A 19,830-nucleotide genomic window follows, 5' to 3' on the forward strand; every position below is an offset into this window, starting at 1 on the left:
AGACCTTACCAAAGGTAAGGTCACAGCGTGTAGACAAACCCTCGCATTCGGTGTCAGTCCTGCAAAGGTTTTCTATCACGCTAAAAAGAAGACAAAGGGCTAAAACCAAGTTCATTTTAGCCCTTTGTCAACAATCTAAGACCTTACCAAAGGTAAGGTCTTTTGAGGTTTTATACTTATTTCATCCATTCAGTATGGAAGACGCCTTCTTTATCTGTGCGCTCATACGTATGTGCGCCGAAGTAGTCACGCTGTGCTTGAATTAAGTTAGCTGGAAGGACAGCTGTACGATAGCTATCAAAGTAAGCTAGTGCACTTGAGAATGAAGGAACAGGAACACCTTGTTCTACTGCAAGTGAAATCACTTTACGAAGTGATGATTGATAGCTTTCTACGATATCCTTGAAGTAAGGATCAAGCAATAGGTTTTTCAATTCAGGGTTACGGTCATATGCTTCTTTGATTTGCTGCAGGAAGGCTGCACGAATGATACATCCACCACGGAAGATCATCGCAATTTCACCGTATTTCAAATCCCAGTTATACTCATCAGATGCTGCTTTCATTTGCGCAAAACCTTGTGCATATGAGCAGATTTTACTCATGAAGAGAGCTTTTCTAACAGCTTCGATTAATGCTTGTTTATCTTCAGCTGATTGAGTTGGCTCAGGCCCTTGAATTAATTGACTTGCTTCCACACGCTCATCTTTCATCGCAGAAATAAAACGAGCGAAAACAGACTCCGTAATGATTGGAAGCGGGACACCTAAATCAAGTGAGCTTTGGCTTGTCCATTTTCCAGTTCCTTTTTGGCCAGCTTTATCTAAGATGACATCTACTAGCGGCTGGTTCGTTTCCTCATCCACTTTTGTGAAAATGTCAGCTGTGATTTCGATTAAGTAGCTGTCAAGTTCGCCTTTATTCCACTCTGAGAATACTTCATGAAGCTCCCCTGCTGATAAACCAGCGACATGCTTCAAGATAAAGTATGATTCAGAGATCAATTGCATGTCTCCGTACTCGATACCGTTATGAACCATTTTGACATAATGTCCTGCTCCATCTGGACCGATATACGTTGTACAAGGCTCACCATCTACTTTCGCAGAGATGGCTTCTAAAATTGGTTTCACTAGCTCGTGCGCTTCTTTTTGACCGCCAGGCATGATAGAAGGACCTTTAAGTGCGCCTTCTTCACCGCCAGAAACACCTGTACCAATGAAGTGAATACCACTTTCCGCAAGCTCTTGGTTACGTCTTTGTGTATCCTTGTAATATGTATTTCCACCATCAATTAAAATGTCACCTTTCTCTAGGTGAGGAAGTAATGATTGAATGGTTGCATCTGTTGCTGCACCTGCTTTTACCATTAAAAGAATTTTACGCGGCGTTTCAAGCGATTGAACAAATTCTTCAATGCTGTATGTGCCTACAACGTTTTTCCCTTGTGATTCTTGAAGAAACTCTTCTGTTTTGCTGCTAGATCTGTTATAAACGGACACGGAGAAACCGCGGCTTTCAATATTTAGGGCAAGGTTTTTCCCCATAACGGCTAGTCCAACGACACCGATTTGTTGTTTTGACATAATTCTGACGTCCCTTCTAACACACTATATTGATTACTGCTGAAATGATGTACCCTTTGAAATTACCACAACATCACCTCTTTTATCAAGTTTTCAGGCTAGTCATTTCCTCTTTCGTCCTGAAAAAAGTCTTTATTAAAACTTGTACCACTTGTTTTGCTCTCTTTTTCCTTAATGGTCACTCCTCTTTGGATGAGTGGTTTACCATATTTTTCTTTCAGTCCGTCTAAAAGAGATTGGAGCGGTTCGTCTTTTGCATCTTCTGTATAAGAGAATAAATCAAGCTGCTTGACGGCTGATTTTCGTTCCACAAGATCGGTCCCCGTCACACCTAAAAGTCTTACTGGCTGGTCATTCCAATGCTTTAGGAATAGCTGCTTTGCCGCCTCAAATAGATCTTCCTTTCGATCAGTTGGATTCGTGAGTGTGACGCTCCGTGTGATATTTTTCCAGCTTGCATACCGAATCATAATGAGCAGCCGGTTTGCCATCACTTCTTTTCTTCGTAATCTGGCACTCACCGATTGCGACAGTTTCTCTATTAATGAGACGAGTTCATCTGTATCATCAGAATCGTGAGGAAGAGTGGAAGAATTTCCGACAGATTTAAATTCGTATATTCTTTCTGGGTCGACAATGCCGTCATGCTCTCCGTTTGCCTTTTGCTTTAACCTCGGTCCATTGATGCCTAATAACTCTTTCAGCGCATATTCATTCGCTTTCGCTAAATCTTCAATTGTATGAATTCCGATGGTTTTCAGCTTATCTGCCGTTTTCTGTCCAACCCCATGCATGTCACCTGCAGGGAGCGGCCAGAGCATTGTCGGGACATCTCGTTTACGCAAAATGGTAATGCCCATTGGCTTTTTCCAATTAGACGCCATCTTCGCTAGAAATTTATTCGGTGCAATGCCAATACTCGATGGAAGCATGAGCTCTTCTACGAGCCTCGTTTGAATATCATGAGCGGTTTTCACGGCATGCTCAGCATAAGGTGTATCGGTTAAATCAATATAGCCTTCATCAATTGAAACGGGTTCAACTAAGTCACTATATTCTCTTAGTATGGTAAACATTTCTTGTGAGGAGCTGCGGTACCGGTCGAAGTTGGGTGTACGCACAATCAGTCCCGGACATAGCCGCTTCGCTTCCCAGAGTGGCATCGGCGGCTTCACCCCGAGTGCTCTTGCCTCGTAGCTGCAAGTCACAACTATCCCTTTGCGCTCTTTTGCATTTCCGCTAATGGCTAAAGGTTTCCCTCTCAAAGAAGGATCATACGCCATTTCTACCGATGCATAAAAACTATTCATATCAATATGAAAAATGATTCGCCCCTTCTTTTGAGAATCAGCCATTCGCTTGCCCCCTTAGGTGATCTACTTTCCTTCACTTCACCGTGATTTCACCTGTTTGTTCCATTAGACATTTCATATGGTGTATAGTACACTGTGAGTAATGAAATGGATGTGATAATCATGATTATTGATACATTCAATGAAGTCTTTTTCCTTGTTGAATTCTTTACGATTATTCTTCCAGCGCTGACCGCCATCGGTATTGCCTTCTTATTAAAAGACTGCCGAATGAACGAGCACCTCGGAGGACATCGTTTAGAAGAGTTGGATGCATCTTGTTTGAATCGAACAGACTTTCTGTTTATCATATATGATCGCATTACAACTTGGATTAGTAAAGTCATTCGAATGAAAAGATCATCAAATGATGATGAAGACCATTCGCTTCCTCTCTCTTATTAGATTTTATTATTGAGGAGGAAATGAATTGAAACGTTTATTGACTATTTGTACGACTTTATTTTTTATGATGGTAGCGTCACCGGCATTTGCTGCAAGTGCGCAAACAAATACAAGCTCTGATGGGTTTTTCCATCATTATTTTGTTCAGCCTTTTTCTGAGTTGATTATCTGGCTTGCGAACTTTTTCCATGATGACTACGGTTTATCTATTATGTTCGTGACATTGATTGTCCGGCTGCTTATTTTCCCACTTTTTGCAAACCAATTTAAAAAGCAGAGAGTGATGCAAGAGAAAATGGCACTCGTTAAACCTCAGATTGACCAAATACAAAGCAAATTGAAAAAAACGAAAGAACCTGAAAAACAAAAAGAACTGCAAATGGAAATGATGAAAGTATATAAAGACAACAATGTGAACCCGCTGGCAATGGGCTGTCTGCCGATGCTGATTCAAATCCCAATTGTTCTTGGCTTTTACTCAGCAATCCGCTCAACACCTGAGATCGCAACACATTCGTTCTTATGGTTTAACTTAGGACAAACTGATCTTTTGGTGGCGATCTTTGCAGGGGCCATGTATTTCTTGCAATTTTATGTCACACAAAAATTCGCAAAGCAATCAGGCACCCAAACAGAAGCCGCACTGAAACAAGCAAAAATCATGGGCATGATTTTCCCAGTCATGATGCTGTTTCTATCAATTAATGCTCCCGCTGCTCTTCCTTTATATTGGATGACAAGTGGACTTTTACTCACCATTCAAACGATTATTTTAAATGTGATGTACCAAAAATCAAAAACAAAAGCTGCGGCAAACGATTCAATTAACCCAGCAGCTGAATAAATGATAGCCCCCTTACCCGAACATGATAAGGGGGCTTTATTTGTCTTCTGTAGAGCGCAACAAATAAAAGATGCGTGAGCTCCGGCACGCAAAATGACCCCTTATCCATGGATAAGGGGCCTTTGTTTATGCTAATTCCTCTTTCAATCGCTCAGGCAATTGATCAAGATCCTCAATTTTCCCTAGAAACTTATTAGGGTCCACTTGTAAAATCATCTTGCTCTCTCTCTCAACGACGCCGAAGAAATATTCAGATGCTTTTGTGTTCATATGAAATGGCTTGATCTCACTTAGCTCGATATCAATGATATCTTTTGCATCAGAAACAAGGCAGCCAATCATTTGATCGTTTAATTCAAATAGTAGAACCTTAGACTGTTCGGTTACATCCAGAGGTTTTCCGTGCAGCATGACACCTGTGTCACTGACTGGAATGACCTCTCCTCTTAACGACATGAGTCCTTTAATCTCTTTTGGAAGGTTCGATACTTCTTGTAAATAAGGGACCTTCTCAATTGAGCGTATATGTTCTACGCTGATACCAAAATCCTCTTGTCCCACTTGGAAAATAATGATCTTTTGCGTGCTCACAGAGTCTCCTGCCTTTACGATGGATTTGTCGTTTCTTCGATAATGGCGAGAACCATTTCAGCTGTCTTGACTAATTCTTCAATCGGCATTTTTTCATTTTTCGTATGAATATCTTCATATCCAACAGCTAGGTTGACGGTCGGGATGCCGTTTCCAGCAATGACGTTTGCATCACTGCCTCCCCCGCTTGTCTGTAGTTCTGAAGGACGGCCAATTTTCGCAGCCGCTTTTTTCGCCACTTCAACGACTTGATCGCCGTGTGAGAATTTAAAGCCTGGATACATGATGTCAATTTGTACATCGGCACTTCCGCCCATTTCTTTAGCGGTTTTTTCAAAGGCTTCTTTCATTTTCGCTACTTGCGCTTCCATTTTTGCCGGTTCTAAAGAACGTGCCTCTGCCAAAATATCCACTTGATCACAGACAATATTCGTTTGTGTTCCGCCTTCAAAGCGGCCGATATTCGCCGTTGTTTCTTCATCAATACGGCCAAGCGGCATGCTCGCGATCGCTTTTGATGCAATCGTAATCGCAGAGACGCCTTTTTCAGGTGCCACACCTGCGTGAGCTGTTTTTCCGTAAATGGTTGCACGTACTTTCGCCTGTGTTGGCGCAGCCACGATGATGGTACCGACCTTGCCATCTGAATCAAGCGCATAACCATATTTTGCTGTCATCAGTTTCGGATCTAACGCTTTTGCTCCTACAAGTCCTGATTCTTCACCAGCTGTAATGACAAATTCAATCTTGCCATGCGGTACATTTTTCTCTTTTAGGACACGGATCGCTTCAAACATTGCAGCAAGCCCTGTTTTATCGTCAGCACCAAGAATGGTTGTGCCATCTGTCTTGACATAACCGTCTTCAATGACTGGCTTGACACCATTACCTGGTACAACTGTATCCATATGAGAAGTAAAATAAATCGTATCTGCCTCTTGATTCCCTTCAAGTGTGCAAATAAGATTGCCTGCTCCATGACCGGTTGTCTCTTTTGAATCATCTTCGACTACATTAAGCCCTAAACCAGTAAATTTCTCTTTTAGGACTTCAACAATTTTTTCTTCATGTTTCGTTTCTGAATCGATTTGAACAAGTTCTAAAAATTCGTCTAATAAGCGTTTCTCATTGATCATGATGATGTTCCTCCTCTTATAGCGGCATGTTTCCATGCTTTTTTAACGGTCTATCTTCTTCCTTACTGCGAAGCAGGTCAAATGAGCGAATGAGCCGCTCTCTCGTTTCATCTGGCATTAAAATATCGTCGATTAATCCTAATTGTGCTGCCTTCATGACACTAGGTTCATTGTCCACCTCACGCAAAGCAGGATGAACAATTTCGTCTGCAAACGATTTTCCCATGACATCAATTTCTGCCTCTGGCCATGCATACACAAAGTCAGCACCTAAGCCCTTACTATTCATCGCAACGTATGCACCGCCAAATGCCTTTCGCAAAATCACAGTGATCTTTGGAACGGTCGCCTCAGCGTACGCATACAGAAGCTTTGCGCCGTGGCGGATAATGCCTGCATGCTCAGCTTTCTCACCTGGCAAAAAACCAGGAACGTCCACAAGGGTTAAAATGGGAATATGAAATGCATCGCAAAATCGAATAAACCGAGCCGCTTTATCAGCAGCATTGAGGTCAAGGCTTCCTGCCAGCACCTTAGGCTGATTGGCTACAAGACCAATGGAAGACCCTTGTAATCTGGCAAAACCTGTGACGATATTTTTGGAGAAACAACGCTGCGTTTCAAAAAATGAGCCGTGGTCGGTGATCGCTGTCACCACTTGTTTGACATCATAAGTACGTGATGGCTCCTTTGGCAAGATGTTCCCAAGATCGCTCGCATCATGCTTTTGCACCTTACGATGAATGACAGGCCGTCGTTTCGTTGGTATGTACGTTAAAAGCGTTCGAACTGCTTTTAACACGTCTCTCTCATCTTTCCCTGTATAGTGCACATTCCCGCTTGTTTGATGCTGAACCGCTGCACCTCCAAGTCGGTCAGGACAGACCGTCTCTCCTGTTGCTTTTTCTATCACTTTCGGACCAGTTAAAAACATATGAGCTGTTTGCTCCGTCATGAATACAAAATCCGTCAATGCAGGTGAATATACTGCACCTCCCGCACAGGAGCCTAAAATAACGGATATTTGCGGAATTTGACCAGAGTACAGCACATTCCGTTTAAAAATCTGACCGTATCCCTCTAATGATACCACACCCTCTTGAATTCTCGCACCACCTGAGTCTTTTAGACCGATAACAGGCATTTGATTTTTAGCAGCCAAATCCATTAAAGCCGCTATTTTTTTCGCATGCATGTCCCCTAGCGAACCCCCGTACACGGTCGCATCTTGTGCATAAACGCCTACTTGTCTCCCATGAATCAGTCCCGTCCCAGTGACAACGCCATCCCCTAAATGTTCTGAGCGGGAGCCTTTAGCAAATGACTGGATTTCCATAAAGCTGCCTTCATCAAGAAGTTCATGAAGCCGCTGACGAACAGTCAGCTTTCCTTTGTTTCGGTGAGCCGCTGCTCGTTTTTCACCGCCTCCCCTTAAAGCTTTCTCGCGCCATTCAGACAAGTCATTGAACGATTCATGCATCTTCCTGTTTCTCTCCTTTCAAAGGCTCACACAATTCAATTAGCACACCTGACGTTTCTTTTGGTGAAATAAACGCAATGCGCTTTCCGTTCGCACCATTTTGTGCGCCTTTTTGAATGAGCTGTACACCGAGCTCGTCAAGTTGACTGAGATCAGCCTGAATGTCACCTGACTTTAATGCAATATGATGAAGCCCCTCTCCTCTTTTTATTAAAAAGGTATGTAATGTGCTGTGATTTGACATCGGTTCAATCAACTCAATGTGCAGATCACCTAGGGAAGCAAAAGATACTTTGACCCCTTGATTCGGAAGTACTTCTATGTCTGAAAATTCCCAGTTAAACAGCCTAGAGAACGTACGTGCTGTTTTTTGAATAGAAAAAACGGCAATGGCTATATGATCGATTTGATTCATCCGTTCACTTCCTTTGTACATCACTTGTCGCCTGCGTAAAAACGAGCTAGAATAAAGAAAGGTGCGCTCGTCGCAAAAACATTTGATTATAGGGGTGCGATATGTCTCAGAAATTCATGAAATTTATGGTATTGCTCATGATTAGCTTACTGTTAATTTCTTCACTTTTAGCAGGAGCGGCAGCCTTTTTATAAAGTGTTGATAAAAAAGCAGACAAGCAGGTGATTCGTTTTTTAACGAATGGCCTGTTTGTCTTTGGCCAGCTTTTCAAATGCATCGCTTGATGTCGTGATCCATACCTTTGTACCAACTGGAAGCTGATCAAATAGCCGTTCTACATCTTGATTATGAAGACGTACACAGCCTGCCGTAATAAATTTCCCTATCGATGTCTCATCACTTGTTCCATGAATGCCATAGGTTCTCCCGTCGGTTCCTCGCGCATCAAATCCAATCCACCTTCGGCCGAGTGGGTTATTCTTTGCGCCGCCTTCAATATTTTTTCTTCTGTAATAAGGATCTTTCGCTTTGATCATAATCGTAAATTCCCCTTCTGGCGTTAAATCAGCTGTTTTGCCAGTAGAAGCCGGGTAGACTTTTTGAATTTTCCCATGATCAATATACGCAAGCTCGTTCGTTTGTTTATTAATAATGACATACGGATCTCCTGGAAGCGGGTTTTGCCCGAGCGGCCAGATGGGTGAAAGGGACATGGTCAGCACAGTATAAAATAAAAGACGCATAGGCTCCTCCTTTTTCATTAGATTGACCAATGAAGGAGGAACTCATGCGTCTTTATTCTTTCATCCCTTTAAAATAGCTTTTCAGTACCAAATATTGTTCCATTTCCCCGAGAAAATGAAAGAGTGCGGCTCTAGCTTCAAATTCTTCACGTGTTTGTGGAAGCGGCAGTGCATCGAACTCTTCTTTCATATCAATCAGGCGTCTTAAGAACTTATGCGCCGTGTTCCCTGGGTGAATATGTTCTCGTAAATCTCTAATATATTCTGCAATGATTTGCCCATGCTCCGTTGTAACAGATATGGACGTAATTTTCGGAAGCACCCGCTCAATGATTTCAAATTGCTTTTGTCTCATGTTGAAATAATGATAATACAGATTTTCATGTCTTAAGACATGGTTTTCAACATCACGGTATGCAAGAGCTTTCGCTTCTTTAATCAATTGATGCGTCTCTGGAATTTCTTTTCCTGTCCAGTCTTGTTTTCCGGTCATTAAATATTGCTCGATTTCTTCAAAGATTTTCGCAAAATTCGCTTCAATTTGTTCACTGTATTGTTTCAGCTTTTTATCAACGCTAGGCATATACAGGTTCATAATGAGTGCGACCCCTACACCAATGGTGATGAGTAAAAGCTCATTCCAGATGAGATGAAGCGTAATGCCTCCAGACATATACAAATGAAGGATAATCACTGAACTTGTGACAATCCCTTCTTTAATCCGAAGCAAGACCGTTGTTGGAATAAAGACGAGCAGCATCAGTCCAATGACGAAAGGATGATACCCAATCAGATCAAAAAACAAATAAGAAAATAAGATGGCAAGACTGCATGCGGCAAAGCGAGCCCCCGATGCGAGGAGTGACCTTTTTTTCGTCACCTGAATACAAAGGATCGTAATAATGCCGGCAGCTGAATAGTTTTGCAGACCGAGCATTTGTGCAATATAAATGGCTAGAGCTGTTCCTAATGCTGTTTTCAGCGTTCGGTAGCCGATTTTAAACATGATGTGATTCACTCTTTTCTGTCTACTTTTGTGAAATGATGAACTTTTTTTACTTTCCCCATTATAATCAAAAAAAGAAGGAGATGTTAAGTCTCCCCCTCGTTTTTTTCATTATAATATTTTTTGCAAGAAATCTTGAGCACGCTGTGAAGACGGAGATTCAAAGAATTCTACAGGATTTGCATCCTCTACAATTTTCCCATCATCCATAAAGATCACACGGTCTGCTACTTCTTTTGCAAAGCCCATTTCATGTGTGACGATCATCAGCGTCATCCCAGATTGAGCGAGCTCTTTCATGACCTCTAATACTTCCTTTACCATTTCTGGATCAAGAGCAGACGTCGGCTCGTCAAAAAGCATGATGTCTGGTGTCATCGCAAGGGCACGTGCAATGGCGACACGCTGCTTTTGACCACCTGACAGCCGGTTTGGATAATCATCTTTTTTCTCTAAAAGTCCGACCTTTTTTAAAAGATCCTCTGCCTGCTTGATGCTGTCTTCCTTCGATTGGTTCTTTACATTCATTGGCGCATACGTAATATTTTCTAGCACTGTTTTGTGCGGGAATAAGTGAAAATGTTGAAACACCATACCAATATTCTCGCGCACTTTTAGTGCATTTGTTTTTGGATTGGTAATTTCCGTCCCCTGAATCGTAATCATTCCAGAAGTCGGTTTTTCAAGTAAGTTAATACAGCGAAGAAATGTTGATTTTCCTGAACCAGACGGCCCGATGACAGCTACCACTTCGCCTTCTTTAATCGTGGTATCAATCCCTTTCAACACTTCATTTTTACCGAAAGATTTTGTGAGTTTCTCTATTTTAATCATTTGATTTTAACTTCCTTTCCACCGATTTGCCGACGAAGGTGAGAATAAGCACGATGACATAATAGATGAGACCCGCAAAAATAAGCGGTTCAAGATAGTTATAGGTGACGGCACCTGCTTGATAGGCTCGTCTCATGACATCGCCCAGTCCAATGACTGTGACAATCGCTGATTCTTTTGTCAGTGTAATCGTTTCGTTCACTAGTGCTGGGGAAATATTTTTGAATGCTTGCGGAAGCAATAAGTCCTTCATCATTTTAGCATACGGGATACCTAAAGCAACGGCTGCTTCTTTTTGCCCTTTATCAATGGCATTGATTCCTGCACGAATGATCTCAGAAACGTACGCCGCCGAGTTTAGTGAAAAGGCGGCTACAGCTGCCCAGTATTGATCAATTTGAAAGCCGAGCAGCTGCGGAAGACCGAAATAGATGATCAAAAGCTGAAGCACAAGCGGTGTGCCTCGGAAGATTGACGTATAAAAATCGGCTAGCCAGATAAGCGGCTTAAATACACTAATTTTACAGAGCGTTAATAAGATTCCTAAAATAAAACCAAGGAACAGTGATACCACAACAATAGAAAGCGTTACTTTAAGACCTTCTAAAATAAAGGGCATCTGAGGTATTACTTCTTTAAAATCCATCATGATATTCTCCTTTTTTCCTTCAGATAAAATCAAAGAATAAACAGGAAAAAAGTTCAACACATGTTGAACTTTTCAGCGCTTTCTACTTGATTTTCATGAATGACGCTGATCCTTTTCCTGACTTACTTTTCATCAGCAAACCATTTTTTAATGAGTTTATCAAGTTCGCCATTATCCTTCATTTCTTTTAATGATTTATTGAATTTCGCTGTTAAGTCGCTATTTTTTTTGAATGCAATGGCTGAACCTTCGTTTGAGCTATTCAATCCAAATGCTTGGAAATCTTTTTCCTTTTTCAAGTAGCCAGCCGCTACTTTATCTTCAATAATGGCTGCATCAAAACGGCCTGCTTTAATTTCTTGAATGATATCAGAGATTTTATTACGATCTTCAACCGTTAAGTTATATTTCTTTTGCAATCCGTTTGCTTCATCTTGCTGGATAGAACCTAATTGAACGCCAACCGTTTTGTCTTTTAAATCTTTCTCTGTTTTTATACCGCTAGATTTTTTTGATACAACCAAGTTTTCAGCATTGTAGTAAACATCTGAGAAATCAACTTGTTTTTTACGCTTTTCAGTAGGTGTCATGCCTGCAAGCACAATATCAGCTTTATTTGTTTTAAGAGCTGACACGAGGCTTGCAAAGTCCATATCTTGAATTTCTAGCTTATAGCCGTTCTTTTTCGCTAGAGCTGTAGCAAGGTCGACATCAAAACCGATAATTTTATCACCGTCTTTTGATTCAAATGGCGGATAATCTGCTGAAGTCGCCATAATGAGTGTTTTGTCGTCTCCTGATGCGTTTGAATTATTAGAAGAAGTTCCGCATGCTGCTAATGCAGCTGCAAGACCAGCTGTCATAAGTAATAATAACCACTTTTTCATATGATAATGCCTCCTAGTATTTAAAATCATGAGTAGATTTGAATATTTATTCACTATAATGTATTTTAAACACTTTCTTTTTGATATGCAATAGTATTTTGCTAAAATTATTTTGATTCGTATGTCATATAAAACAAAAAAAACAGACCGATCAAAAGACCGGACTGCCTCTAAATGATTCATTCAAAAGTAACATGTTACACTTCTTCGCAATACTCATCGAAAGCGGCTTGAAGTTTTGACACCACTTCCATCGGTTCATGTCCTTCGATTTCGTGACGTTCGACCATTTTCATGATTTTCCCGTCTTTTAATAGAGCAAATGATGGTGAAGATGGCGGGAAGCCTTCAAAGTATTCACGTGCTCTTGCGGTTGCTTCTTTGTCCTGTCCAGCAAACACTGTGAGCAATTGATCTGGACGCTTATCGTAATGAACAGAATAACCAGCCGCTGGTCTAGCAATACCGCCTGCACAGCCGCACACTGAATTCACCATGACAAGTGTCGTTCCTTTTTTCGTCAGCGCTTCATCGACTTCTTCAGCTGTTGTCAGTTCCGTATAACCTGCCTGTTTAATCTCTTCTCGTGCTTGTTTCACAATATCATTCATAAATAAATTAAAATCAATATTCATAACCGTCCACTCCTTCTACGTACCAAACCATTTTAACTACATCATATCAAGGAAAACGCCGGCGGGCAAATGTCTTGTTTCGCCCCCTTCACTTTTTTCAAACGTCGTTTATGACCTGTGGAATTGGGGAAAAGTGATAGTAAAGTGATGAAAGGGAGAACTGCGTGATGGCACAATTCAAAAAAGCAATACTCATTTATAACGGAAATGCTGGTCAAAAAAACATGGAAAAAACACTAGGTCAAACAGTGCCTCTTCTTTCTTTACATATTGATGAACTCATCCTTAAGCCTACAAAACAGCCGAATGATGCCTATCATTTCTGCCGTGAAATGGATGAGTCGGTTGAATTGCTGATTATACTAGGCGGAGACGGAACCGTCCATGAATGTATGAATGGAATTGGCGGTTTAGAAAAAAGGCCGACTGTAGCGATCTTACCTGGCGGGACGTGCAATGACTTTTCTAGAACGCTGGGCATCCCTCAGCAGATGCCAAAGGCCGCTCAAATGGTGATAGATGGCACTGAAAAAAAGGTCGATTTAATCAAAGCAGAGGATCGATACCTTTTAAATTTTTGGGGGATTGGTCTCATCGCAGATACCTCAAACAATATTAATGATAAAGAAAAAGCCGTCCTCGGAAAAATCAGCTACTTCACGAGCGCTCTTCGAACCCTTCAGCAGACAGAACCTTTCTACGTACGCATTGAAACCGAAGAGGAAAACTGGGAAGAAGAAGCTGTGATTGTCCTTGTCATGAATGGGCACTTTATCGGTACAAATAAAATAGATCTGCCAAATGCTTCAATTGATGATGGAAAAGCCGAAATTTTAATTTGCAGAAATACGAGTTTCTCTGCTTTAAAAGAGATTTTTTCAATGAATCGCGAAGAGCTAGAAGATTTTAAAGGTGACCTGTCTCTTATACAAGCATCCCGCATTCATATTCATACTAAAGAGGAAATGGATGCAGATACAGATGGTGAAGTATACATGACCGCTCCTTCTTCCCTTGAAGTATTAAAACAGCATTTGACCTTTATTGTTCCAGCAGAATAAAGAAAACGCCTGCATCATTTCGATGCGGGCGTTTTTTTGATATAACGTCTGTATAAATATTCAAGTGCATACCCTAGCAGTGTACCTATCAGAAGGGAAATGCCTAATAAACTATTGGCGACTCCTTTAAATCCACCTATCATCAACAAGCAATAGGCGATTTGAATGATTGAAACGATCGATATGATGAGCAGTAAGCGTTCAGGATGATTGCGTGATTTGGAAATATACCGAAGAAAAGCGAACGCAATGGCTGTGATAAACATCAGACCGATCGTAAGAAAAGCAAAAAAATCTAGTCCAGACATCTCATCGCTCCTTTCTGATTGATATGGAAATCCCCCTCTCATTGTGAGAAGGGGACATATAAATGAGCTTAATAGACGGACGTCTCTTCGTCAATGCCTTCAAGAATTTGTTTGATTCTTTGCAGGAATCTACCGCATACAAGACCATCGAGTACTCTATGATCTAATGAAAGACAAAGATTCACCATATCTCTTGCGGCAATCATTCCATTTACAATCATCGGGCGCTTTACAATAGATTCTACTTGTAAAATGGCTGCTTGCGGATAGTTAATAATCCCCATTGATTGAACCGAACCAAATGATCCTGTGTTGTTCACAGTGAAAGTGCCGCCTTCCATGTCACTTTGCTTCAGTTTGCCTTGTCTGACCTTGAAAGCAAGTTCATGTATTTCTTTGGCGATTCCCTTAATCGTTTTCTCATCCGCATCTTTGATCACTGGGACAAAAAGAGCATCATCTGTCGCAACAGCAATGGAGACATTGATCGCTTTCTTTTGAACAATTTTATCACCAGCCCACATGCTGTTCATTTCAGGGAATTCCTTTAAGGCCTGAGCCACTGCTTTGACAAAGAACGCAAAGAACGTCAAATTAAAGCCTTCTTTTGCTTTGAATTGATCTTTTAGCTGATTTCTTCTTGTCACAAGGTTTGTCACATCCACTTCCATCATCGTCCAGGCATGTGGAATTTCATGCTTGCTTCTTAGCATGTTTGCGGCAATCGCCTGTCTAATCGGAGTGACCGGCAGTTCAACATCTCCAGGCATTGAAGAGATGGAAGGAGCCGCTTTTGCTTGTGACGGCTTCGCAGGTTCTGTTTGACCCGCACCTTCACTCACAGGTGCTGCCGTTTCTTTTACGCCTCCACTTTCGATAAGCTTCAGCAAATCTTTTCTTGTGATTCTGCCGCCAGCTCCCGTTCCTTGAACAGCCGTTAAATCAATTCCGTGTTCATCTGCTAAACGCAGGACTGCCGGAGAGTATCGTTTCTTTTGACTCTGATCCACATTTGTTTGGTCAGGTTCTGGTGCTTCATCTTGCGCAGGCGCCTCTTCTGCTTTCGCACTCTGCTGCGCACTGCCTTCTACTTCAATTTCACAAAACACTTCTCCTACTTGAAGTGTATCACCCTCTGCAGCCGCTAGTTTAGTGATTGTTCCTGTAAAGGATGACGGAACCTCTGCATTTACTTTATCTGTCATGACTTCCGCAATCGGATCGTATTTATTCACATGATCGCCAGGTGAAACGAGCCATTTGCTAATGGTTCCTTCTGTTACACTTTCACCAAGCTGAGGCATTTTCATTTGTTCAGTTGCCACTTTGAAACCCTCCTCTTTCTTAAAACGCCGCTAGTTCTCTCATTTCAGCTTCTACCTTATCCGGATTAACCATGAAGAATTTCTCCATTGTCGGTGCATAAGGCATTGCAGGGATATCAGGTCCTGCTAGACGTTTAATAGGCGCATCTAAATCAAACAAGCAGTGCTCTGAAATGATGGCAGCTACTTCACTCATGATGCTTCCTTCTTTTGTATCTTCTGTTAACAAGAGTACTTTCCCTGTTTTTGATGCCGCTTCAATAATCGCTTCTTGATCAAGCGGGTACACTGTACGTAAATCGAGAATATGAGCAGAAATTCCGTCCTTCGCAAGGCGCTCTGCTGCTTGGAGGGCAAAATGAACACAAAGGCCATATGTAATGACCGTAATGTCATCGCCTTCTCGTTTCACATCCGCTTTTCCAATAGGGAGCGTATAATCCTCTTCAGGCACTTCTCCTTTAATGAGACGGTATGCACGTTTGTGTTCAAAGAACAATACAGGATCTGGATCACGCACTGCGGCTTTTAACAACCCTTTGACATCATAAGGTGTAGAAGGCATCACAATCTTTAAGCCTGGCTGATTGGCAAAAATGGCTTCGACCGATTGTGAATGATAAAGCGCCCCGTGTACGCCGCCCCCGTAAGGAGCACGAATGACCATTGGGCAGCTCCAATCATTATTGGAACGATATCTAATTTTTGCAGCCTCTGAAATGATTTGGTTGATGGCTGGCATAATAAAATCCGCAAATTGCATCTCTGCGATCGGACGCATTCCATACATAGCAGCCCCAATACCTACACCTGCAATCGCTGATTCGGCAAGAGGTGTATCCATGACGCGCGCTTCTCCAAATTGCTCGTAAAGACCCGCTGTTGCTTTAAATACACCGCCTTTTTTCCCGACATCCTCTCCGAGCACAAACACTTTCGGATCTCGCTCCATTTCTTCTTTCATCGCTAGTGTAATAGCGTCTATATATGACATAACAGGCATTTTTCTTCCCCCTTACTCCGCATACACGTAACGAAGTGCGCTTTCTGCATCGGCATAAGCTGCGTTTTCCGCTTCATCAGTGGCTTCGTTTACGATTTGCATGATTTCTTTTGTCATCTCTTCTTTCATTTCAGAAGTCATGACATTTCCTTCGATTAAGTACATTTCATATTGAATGAGCGGATCTTTCTTTCTTGCTTCGAGCACTTCTTCTTTTTCTCGATAGCTAGAATCATCGTCATCACTTGAATGCGCAGTTAACCGGTAAGAAATGGTTTCGATTAATGTTGGGCCTTCGCCTCTTGCCGCACGGTCTCTCGCTTCTTTGACCGCTGCATACACTTCGAGCGGATCATTTCCATCAACCGTCACACCAGGCATTCCGTACCCTATTGCACGATCTGAAATACGCTCACATGCCACTTGTTTGTCATACGGGACAGAAATCGCATACTTATTGTTTTCACACATGAAAATAACAGGCAGCTTATGCACCGCAGCAAAGTTGGCGCCTTCGTGGAAGTCCCCTTGGTTTGAAGAGCCTTCACCGAACGTGACAAAGCTAACAAAATTCTTTTGCTCTAGACGCCCAGCAAGTGCGATTCCAACCGCATGAGGAACCTGTGTTGTCACAGGTGATGATCCAGTCACAATTCGGTTTGATCTTTGCCCAAAATGACCTGGCATCTGTCTCCCGCCTGAGCTTGGATCGTCTTTTTTCGCAAAACCAGACATCATTAAATCTTTCGCCGTCATCCCGAATGCAAGGACAACCCCCATATCACGGTAATAAGGTAAAACGTAATCCTCTTCCCTATTGAGGGCAAAAGCGGCACCGACTTGCTGCGCTTCCTGTCCTTGACAAGAGATGACGAATGGAATCTTTCCAGAACGGTTTAACAGCCACATCCGTTCATCAATTTTTCTTGCTAAAAGCATGGTTCTATATATGTCAATCGCTTGTTCATCTGATAATCCTAATTCCTGATGACGCATGTTACTCATCATGTTTCCCTCCTTGATTAAAAATGGATCGCCTTTCCGTCAACAGCCAGTGCTGCCTCGCCAATTGCTTCTGACAAGGTTGGGTGCGGGTGGATCGTCTGCCCCACTTCCCACGGAGTTGCATCTAGTACTTTGGCTAATCCAGCTTCAGATATCATATCTGTTACATGAGGACCAATCATATGAATCCCTAAGATATCATCTGTCTTTTGGTCAGCAATGATTTTAACAAATCCATCAGACTCTCCAAATACAAGCGCTTTTCCGATGGCCATGAAGGGAAACTTCCCAATCTTGACTTCGTAGCCTTGCTCTTTTGCCGCCTGTTCAGTCAGTCCAACACTAGCGGTTTCTGGGTGAGAGTACACACATTTAGACACGAGCGTTTCATCAAGCGGCTTTGGATCTTGACCAGCCATATGTTCCACTGCAATCATGCCTTCATGTGATGCGACATGTGCCAGCTGAAGACCGCCAATGACATCACCTATTGCGTAAATATGCGACTCTTTCGTTTGATAATGCTCATTCACGACAATGCCTTGCTTTTCTGTCTGGATGTCCGTGTTTTCAAGTCCTATGCCTTCCACGTTTGGCACTCGGCCAACTGAGAGAAGCAGTTTCTCTGCTTCAAACGACTGAGTGTCTCCACCTTGTTCGACTTGGATCTTGACGAGATTCTCGTGCTTTTCGGCAGTATCTGGCAGAACCTTCGCATTTGTCACTAAGGTGATGCCCTTTTTCGTTAAAAGCTTTTCCATTTCTTTAGAAATATCTTGATCCTCTGTTGGCAAAATGCGATCTGCAAATTCGATCACTGTGACTTTTACGCCAAAATCGTTAAGCATGGAAGCCCATTCGATCCCAATCACGCCTCCGCCGACAATCAGCATGGACTGAGGGAGTTCTTGCAGTTCAAGTGCTTCGTCTGATGTAAGGATGTGTGTTCCATCCGCTTCAAGCCCAGGCAGGACGCTCGGTCTTGACCCAGTCGCAATGATGACCTGCTTTGGAATCAGCATTTCATTTTCATCGCCATTCGCCATTTCTACCGAGATGGTGCCTGGCATTGGCGAAAAGATCGAAGGGCCTAGGATACGGCCTATTCCTTCGTATACATCAATTTCCCCTTGTTTCATTAAGTGTTTGACGCCGCCTGCTAATTTGTCGACAATCTCTGTTTTTCTTTTTTGTACGTTGGCAAATTGTAAGGCAATTCCGCTTGCTTCAACGCCAAAATCAGCGGCACGTTTGACCGTTTGATAGACTTCTGCACTTCTAAGAAGCGCTTTAGATGGGATACAGCCTTTATGAAGACATGTTCCACCGAGCTTTGATTTTTCTACGACTGCTGTTTTCAATCCAAGTTGAGAGGCACGAATGGCCGCTACATAGCCGCCTGTGCCTCCACCAAGAATGACGAGGTCATATTCAGTTGCCATGACTTGTCACTCCTTTCTCCGCCTTTTGATCATTTGGGTATTCTTTTGGTGATTCTTCTTCTTTTAAAATGCGAAGCGCCCCTTCTGCTAAGGATTGCAATTCATTTTCACCTGGGTACACAACAACATCTGAAATCCAGTCAATGTATCCTCTAATGCTTGACGTAATTTGTTTGCTGTACGCAAGGCCACCTGTTAACACAATGACGTCAACAGCTCCTTTTAAAACCGCACTAGCCGCACCGATTTCTTTGGCAATTTGATAGCACATCGCTTCATAAATAAGCGCCGCACGCTCATCGCCTGCTTCAATCATGCGCTCTACTTTTACTGCATCTGTCGTACCAAGATAGCCCGCAAGACCGCCTTCGCCAATAATGCGTTTGAGCATTTCCTCTTGCGAATATTCACCAGAAAAGCATAAATTAACAAGGTCACCTGTTGGAAGAGTACCTGCCCGCTCTGGGCTGAAAGGACCCTCGCCATGAAGACCGTTATTCACATCAATGACTTTTCCTTTTTGATGTACACCAATCGTAATTCCGCCGCCCATATGGGTAATGATCATGTTCAAATCTTCGTAACGCTTTCCAAACGAAGCAGCCGTTTTTCTTGCGACTGCTTTTTGATTTAACGCATGAAAAATGCTTTTTCGCTCAATTGTTGGCAGTCCTGAAATACGAGCAATCGGCTGAAGTTCATCTACGACTACGGGATCAACAATAAAAGCTGGGATGTTAAGGCCAAGTGCAATTTCTCGGGCAATAATTCCGCCTAGATTAGAGGCGTGCTGGCCAGCATACCCTTCTTTTAGATCTTCAACCATTTGCTCATTTACTTCATATGTGCCACCTTCAATCGGACGAAGAAGACCACCGCGTGCGCAAACTGCATCAAACTTTGAGATGTTCATCCCCTGTTCATGCAGTGTTTTCAAAATGGTTTCTTTGCGGAATGAAAATTGATCAATGATATGAGGAAACTGCTTGATTTCCTCATCTGTATGTCTTAATGTCGTTTCAAAAATAGATCGTTCATTATGAAACACACCGATTTTTGTTGAAGTAGAGCCAGGATTAATAGTGAGAATACGCCATTCTTTTGTCAGCAAAAACAAAACCTC

General features: G+C 42.3%; 22 protein-coding genes. 4 read left to right on the top strand and 18 right to left on the bottom strand.

Features of this window, described 5'->3' with window-relative positions:
- Nucleotides 1–176: 176 nt before the first annotated feature.
- Both gndA and NST73_RS11295 read right to left on the bottom strand, forming a co-directional pair.
- Nucleotides 177–1,586, bottom strand: a complete 1,410-nt coding sequence (gene gndA / locus NST73_RS11290; RefSeq protein WP_025207592.1) for an NADP-dependent phosphogluconate dehydrogenase — start codon at nt 1,584–1,586, stop codon at nt 177–179.
- A 98-nt stretch (nt 1,587–1,684) separates the two neighbouring features.
- Nucleotides 1,685–2,941: a DNA polymerase IV gene (locus NST73_RS11295; protein ID WP_007501120.1), complete on the bottom strand. Its 1,257-nt coding sequence runs from the start codon at nt 2,939–2,941 to the stop codon at nt 1,685–1,687.
- A gap of 120 nt (nt 2,942–3,061) precedes the next feature.
- Here NST73_RS11295 and NST73_RS11300 point away from each other — a divergent pair, with 120 nt between their 5' ends.
- Both NST73_RS11300 and NST73_RS11305 read left to right on the top strand, forming a co-directional pair.
- On the top strand, nt 3,062–3,343 hold the full coding sequence (locus NST73_RS11300; RefSeq protein ID WP_008342247.1) for a hypothetical protein: 282 nt from the start codon (nt 3,062–3,064) through the stop codon (nt 3,341–3,343).
- Between the two features lie 64 nt (nt 3,344–3,407).
- Nucleotides 3,408–4,187 carry a membrane protein insertase YidC gene (locus tag NST73_RS11305; protein ID WP_045034397.1) on the top strand — a complete coding sequence of 260 codons (780 nt, stop codon included), beginning with the start codon at nt 3,408–3,410 and terminating at the stop codon, nt 4,185–4,187.
- 126 nt (nt 4,188–4,313) lie between these two features.
- Here NST73_RS11305 and NST73_RS11310 read toward each other — a convergent pair whose 3' ends face one another.
- From NST73_RS11310 to mce, 4 genes are read right to left on the bottom strand one after another with little or no spacing between them, the layout of a single operon-like run.
- Nucleotides 4,314–4,778 carry a chemotaxis protein CheW gene (locus NST73_RS11310; protein ID WP_024718901.1) on the bottom strand — a complete coding sequence of 155 codons (465 nt, stop codon included), beginning with the start codon at nt 4,776–4,778 and terminating at the stop codon, nt 4,314–4,316.
- 14 nt (nt 4,779–4,792) lie between these two features.
- Nucleotides 4,793–5,914, bottom strand: coding sequence for a tripeptidase T (locus NST73_RS11315; protein WP_035390776.1), 1,122 nt, complete (start codon nt 5,912–5,914; stop codon nt 4,793–4,795).
- 16 nt (nt 5,915–5,930) lie between these two features.
- Entirely contained in the window at nt 5,931–7,394 is a 1,464-nt protein-coding gene (locus NST73_RS11320) for an acyl-CoA carboxylase subunit beta (protein ID WP_047945445.1), read from the bottom strand.
- Nucleotides 7,387–7,809 (bottom strand): methylmalonyl-CoA epimerase, encoded by a 423-nt coding sequence (gene mce, locus NST73_RS11325; protein ID WP_217967007.1) that lies wholly within the window; start codon nt 7,807–7,809, stop codon nt 7,387–7,389. The genes NST73_RS11320 and mce overlap by 8 nt, the downstream gene beginning before the upstream one ends.
- Nucleotides 7,810–7,910: 101 nt before the next feature.
- Here mce and prli42 point away from each other — a divergent pair, with 101 nt between their 5' ends.
- On the top strand, nt 7,911–8,003 hold the full coding sequence (prli42, locus tag NST73_RS11330; protein WP_017357951.1) for a stressosome-associated protein Prli42: 93 nt from the start codon (nt 7,911–7,913) through the stop codon (nt 8,001–8,003).
- A gap of 39 nt (nt 8,004–8,042) precedes the next feature.
- On the opposite strand, the gene NST73_RS11335 is transcribed toward prli42, so the two are convergent.
- From NST73_RS11335 to NST73_RS11360, 6 genes are all read right to left on the bottom strand, one after another.
- Entirely contained in the window at nt 8,043–8,552 is a 510-nt protein-coding gene (locus NST73_RS11335) for a L,D-transpeptidase (protein WP_008342241.1), read from the bottom strand.
- A gap of 52 nt (nt 8,553–8,604) precedes the next feature.
- Nucleotides 8,605–9,558: an aromatic acid exporter family protein gene (locus tag NST73_RS11340; protein ID WP_007501130.1), complete on the bottom strand. Its 954-nt coding sequence runs from the start codon at nt 9,556–9,558 to the stop codon at nt 8,605–8,607.
- Nucleotides 9,559–9,669: 111 nt separating this feature from the next.
- Nucleotides 9,670–10,392, bottom strand: a complete 723-nt coding sequence (locus NST73_RS11345) for an amino acid ABC transporter ATP-binding protein (protein WP_338703591.1) — start codon at nt 10,390–10,392, stop codon at nt 9,670–9,672.
- Nucleotides 10,385–11,044, bottom strand: a complete 660-nt coding sequence (locus NST73_RS11350; RefSeq protein WP_041507129.1) for an amino acid ABC transporter permease — start codon at nt 11,042–11,044, stop codon at nt 10,385–10,387. Before NST73_RS11350 ends, NST73_RS11345 begins: the two co-directional genes overlap by 8 nt.
- A gap of 119 nt (nt 11,045–11,163) precedes the next feature.
- On the bottom strand, nt 11,164–11,928 hold the full coding sequence (locus NST73_RS11355) for a transporter substrate-binding domain-containing protein (RefSeq protein ID WP_008342238.1): 765 nt from the start codon (nt 11,926–11,928) through the stop codon (nt 11,164–11,166).
- A 197-nt stretch (nt 11,929–12,125) separates the two neighbouring features.
- Nucleotides 12,126–12,563 carry a BrxA/BrxB family bacilliredoxin gene (locus NST73_RS11360; RefSeq protein WP_024718894.1) on the bottom strand — a complete coding sequence of 146 codons (438 nt, stop codon included), beginning with the start codon at nt 12,561–12,563 and terminating at the stop codon, nt 12,126–12,128.
- Nucleotides 12,564–12,730: 167 nt separating this feature from the next.
- Between NST73_RS11360 and NST73_RS11365 the strand changes: the two genes are divergently transcribed.
- Complete coding sequence (locus NST73_RS11365) at nt 12,731–13,624, top strand: YegS/Rv2252/BmrU family lipid kinase (RefSeq protein WP_017367568.1); 894 nt, start codon at nt 12,731–12,733, stop codon at nt 13,622–13,624.
- A gap of 14 nt (nt 13,625–13,638) precedes the next feature.
- On the opposite strand, the gene NST73_RS11370 is transcribed toward NST73_RS11365, so the two are convergent.
- The 6 genes from NST73_RS11370 to buk all read right to left on the bottom strand — a co-directional run bounded on the left by NST73_RS11370 (nt 13,639) and on the right by buk (nt 19,824).
- The gene (locus NST73_RS11370) at nt 13,639–13,932 is read right to left on the bottom strand and encodes a YesK-like family protein (protein WP_008342236.1); all 294 of its coding nucleotides are present in this window, start codon (nt 13,930–13,932) and stop codon (nt 13,639–13,641) included.
- A 68-nt stretch (nt 13,933–14,000) separates the two neighbouring features.
- The gene (locus NST73_RS11375; protein ID WP_100325327.1) at nt 14,001–15,257 is read right to left on the bottom strand and encodes a dihydrolipoamide acetyltransferase family protein; all 1,257 of its coding nucleotides are present in this window, start codon (nt 15,255–15,257) and stop codon (nt 14,001–14,003) included.
- 19 nt (nt 15,258–15,276) lie between these two features.
- Complete coding sequence (locus NST73_RS11380; protein WP_007501148.1) at nt 15,277–16,260, bottom strand: alpha-ketoacid dehydrogenase subunit beta; 984 nt, start codon at nt 16,258–16,260, stop codon at nt 15,277–15,279.
- A gap of 12 nt (nt 16,261–16,272) precedes the next feature.
- Nucleotides 16,273–17,265 carry a thiamine pyrophosphate-dependent dehydrogenase E1 component subunit alpha gene (locus NST73_RS11385; protein ID WP_342499559.1) on the bottom strand — a complete coding sequence of 331 codons (993 nt, stop codon included), beginning with the start codon at nt 17,263–17,265 and terminating at the stop codon, nt 16,273–16,275.
- Between the two features lie 17 nt (nt 17,266–17,282).
- Nucleotides 17,283–18,707 carry a dihydrolipoyl dehydrogenase gene (lpdA, locus tag NST73_RS11390; protein ID WP_342499099.1) on the bottom strand — a complete coding sequence of 475 codons (1,425 nt, stop codon included), beginning with the start codon at nt 18,705–18,707 and terminating at the stop codon, nt 17,283–17,285.
- Nucleotides 18,697–19,824 (bottom strand): butyrate kinase, encoded by a 1,128-nt coding sequence (gene buk / locus NST73_RS11395; RefSeq protein ID WP_026050108.1) that lies wholly within the window; start codon nt 19,822–19,824, stop codon nt 18,697–18,699. Before buk ends, lpdA begins: the two co-directional genes overlap by 11 nt.
- Nucleotides 19,825–19,830: the final 6 nt, after the last annotated feature.

It is taken from the genome of Bacillus sp. FSL W7-1034 (assembly GCF_038593365.1).
Lineage (GTDB): Bacteria > Bacillota > Bacilli > Bacillales > Bacillaceae > Bacillus > Bacillus altitudinis.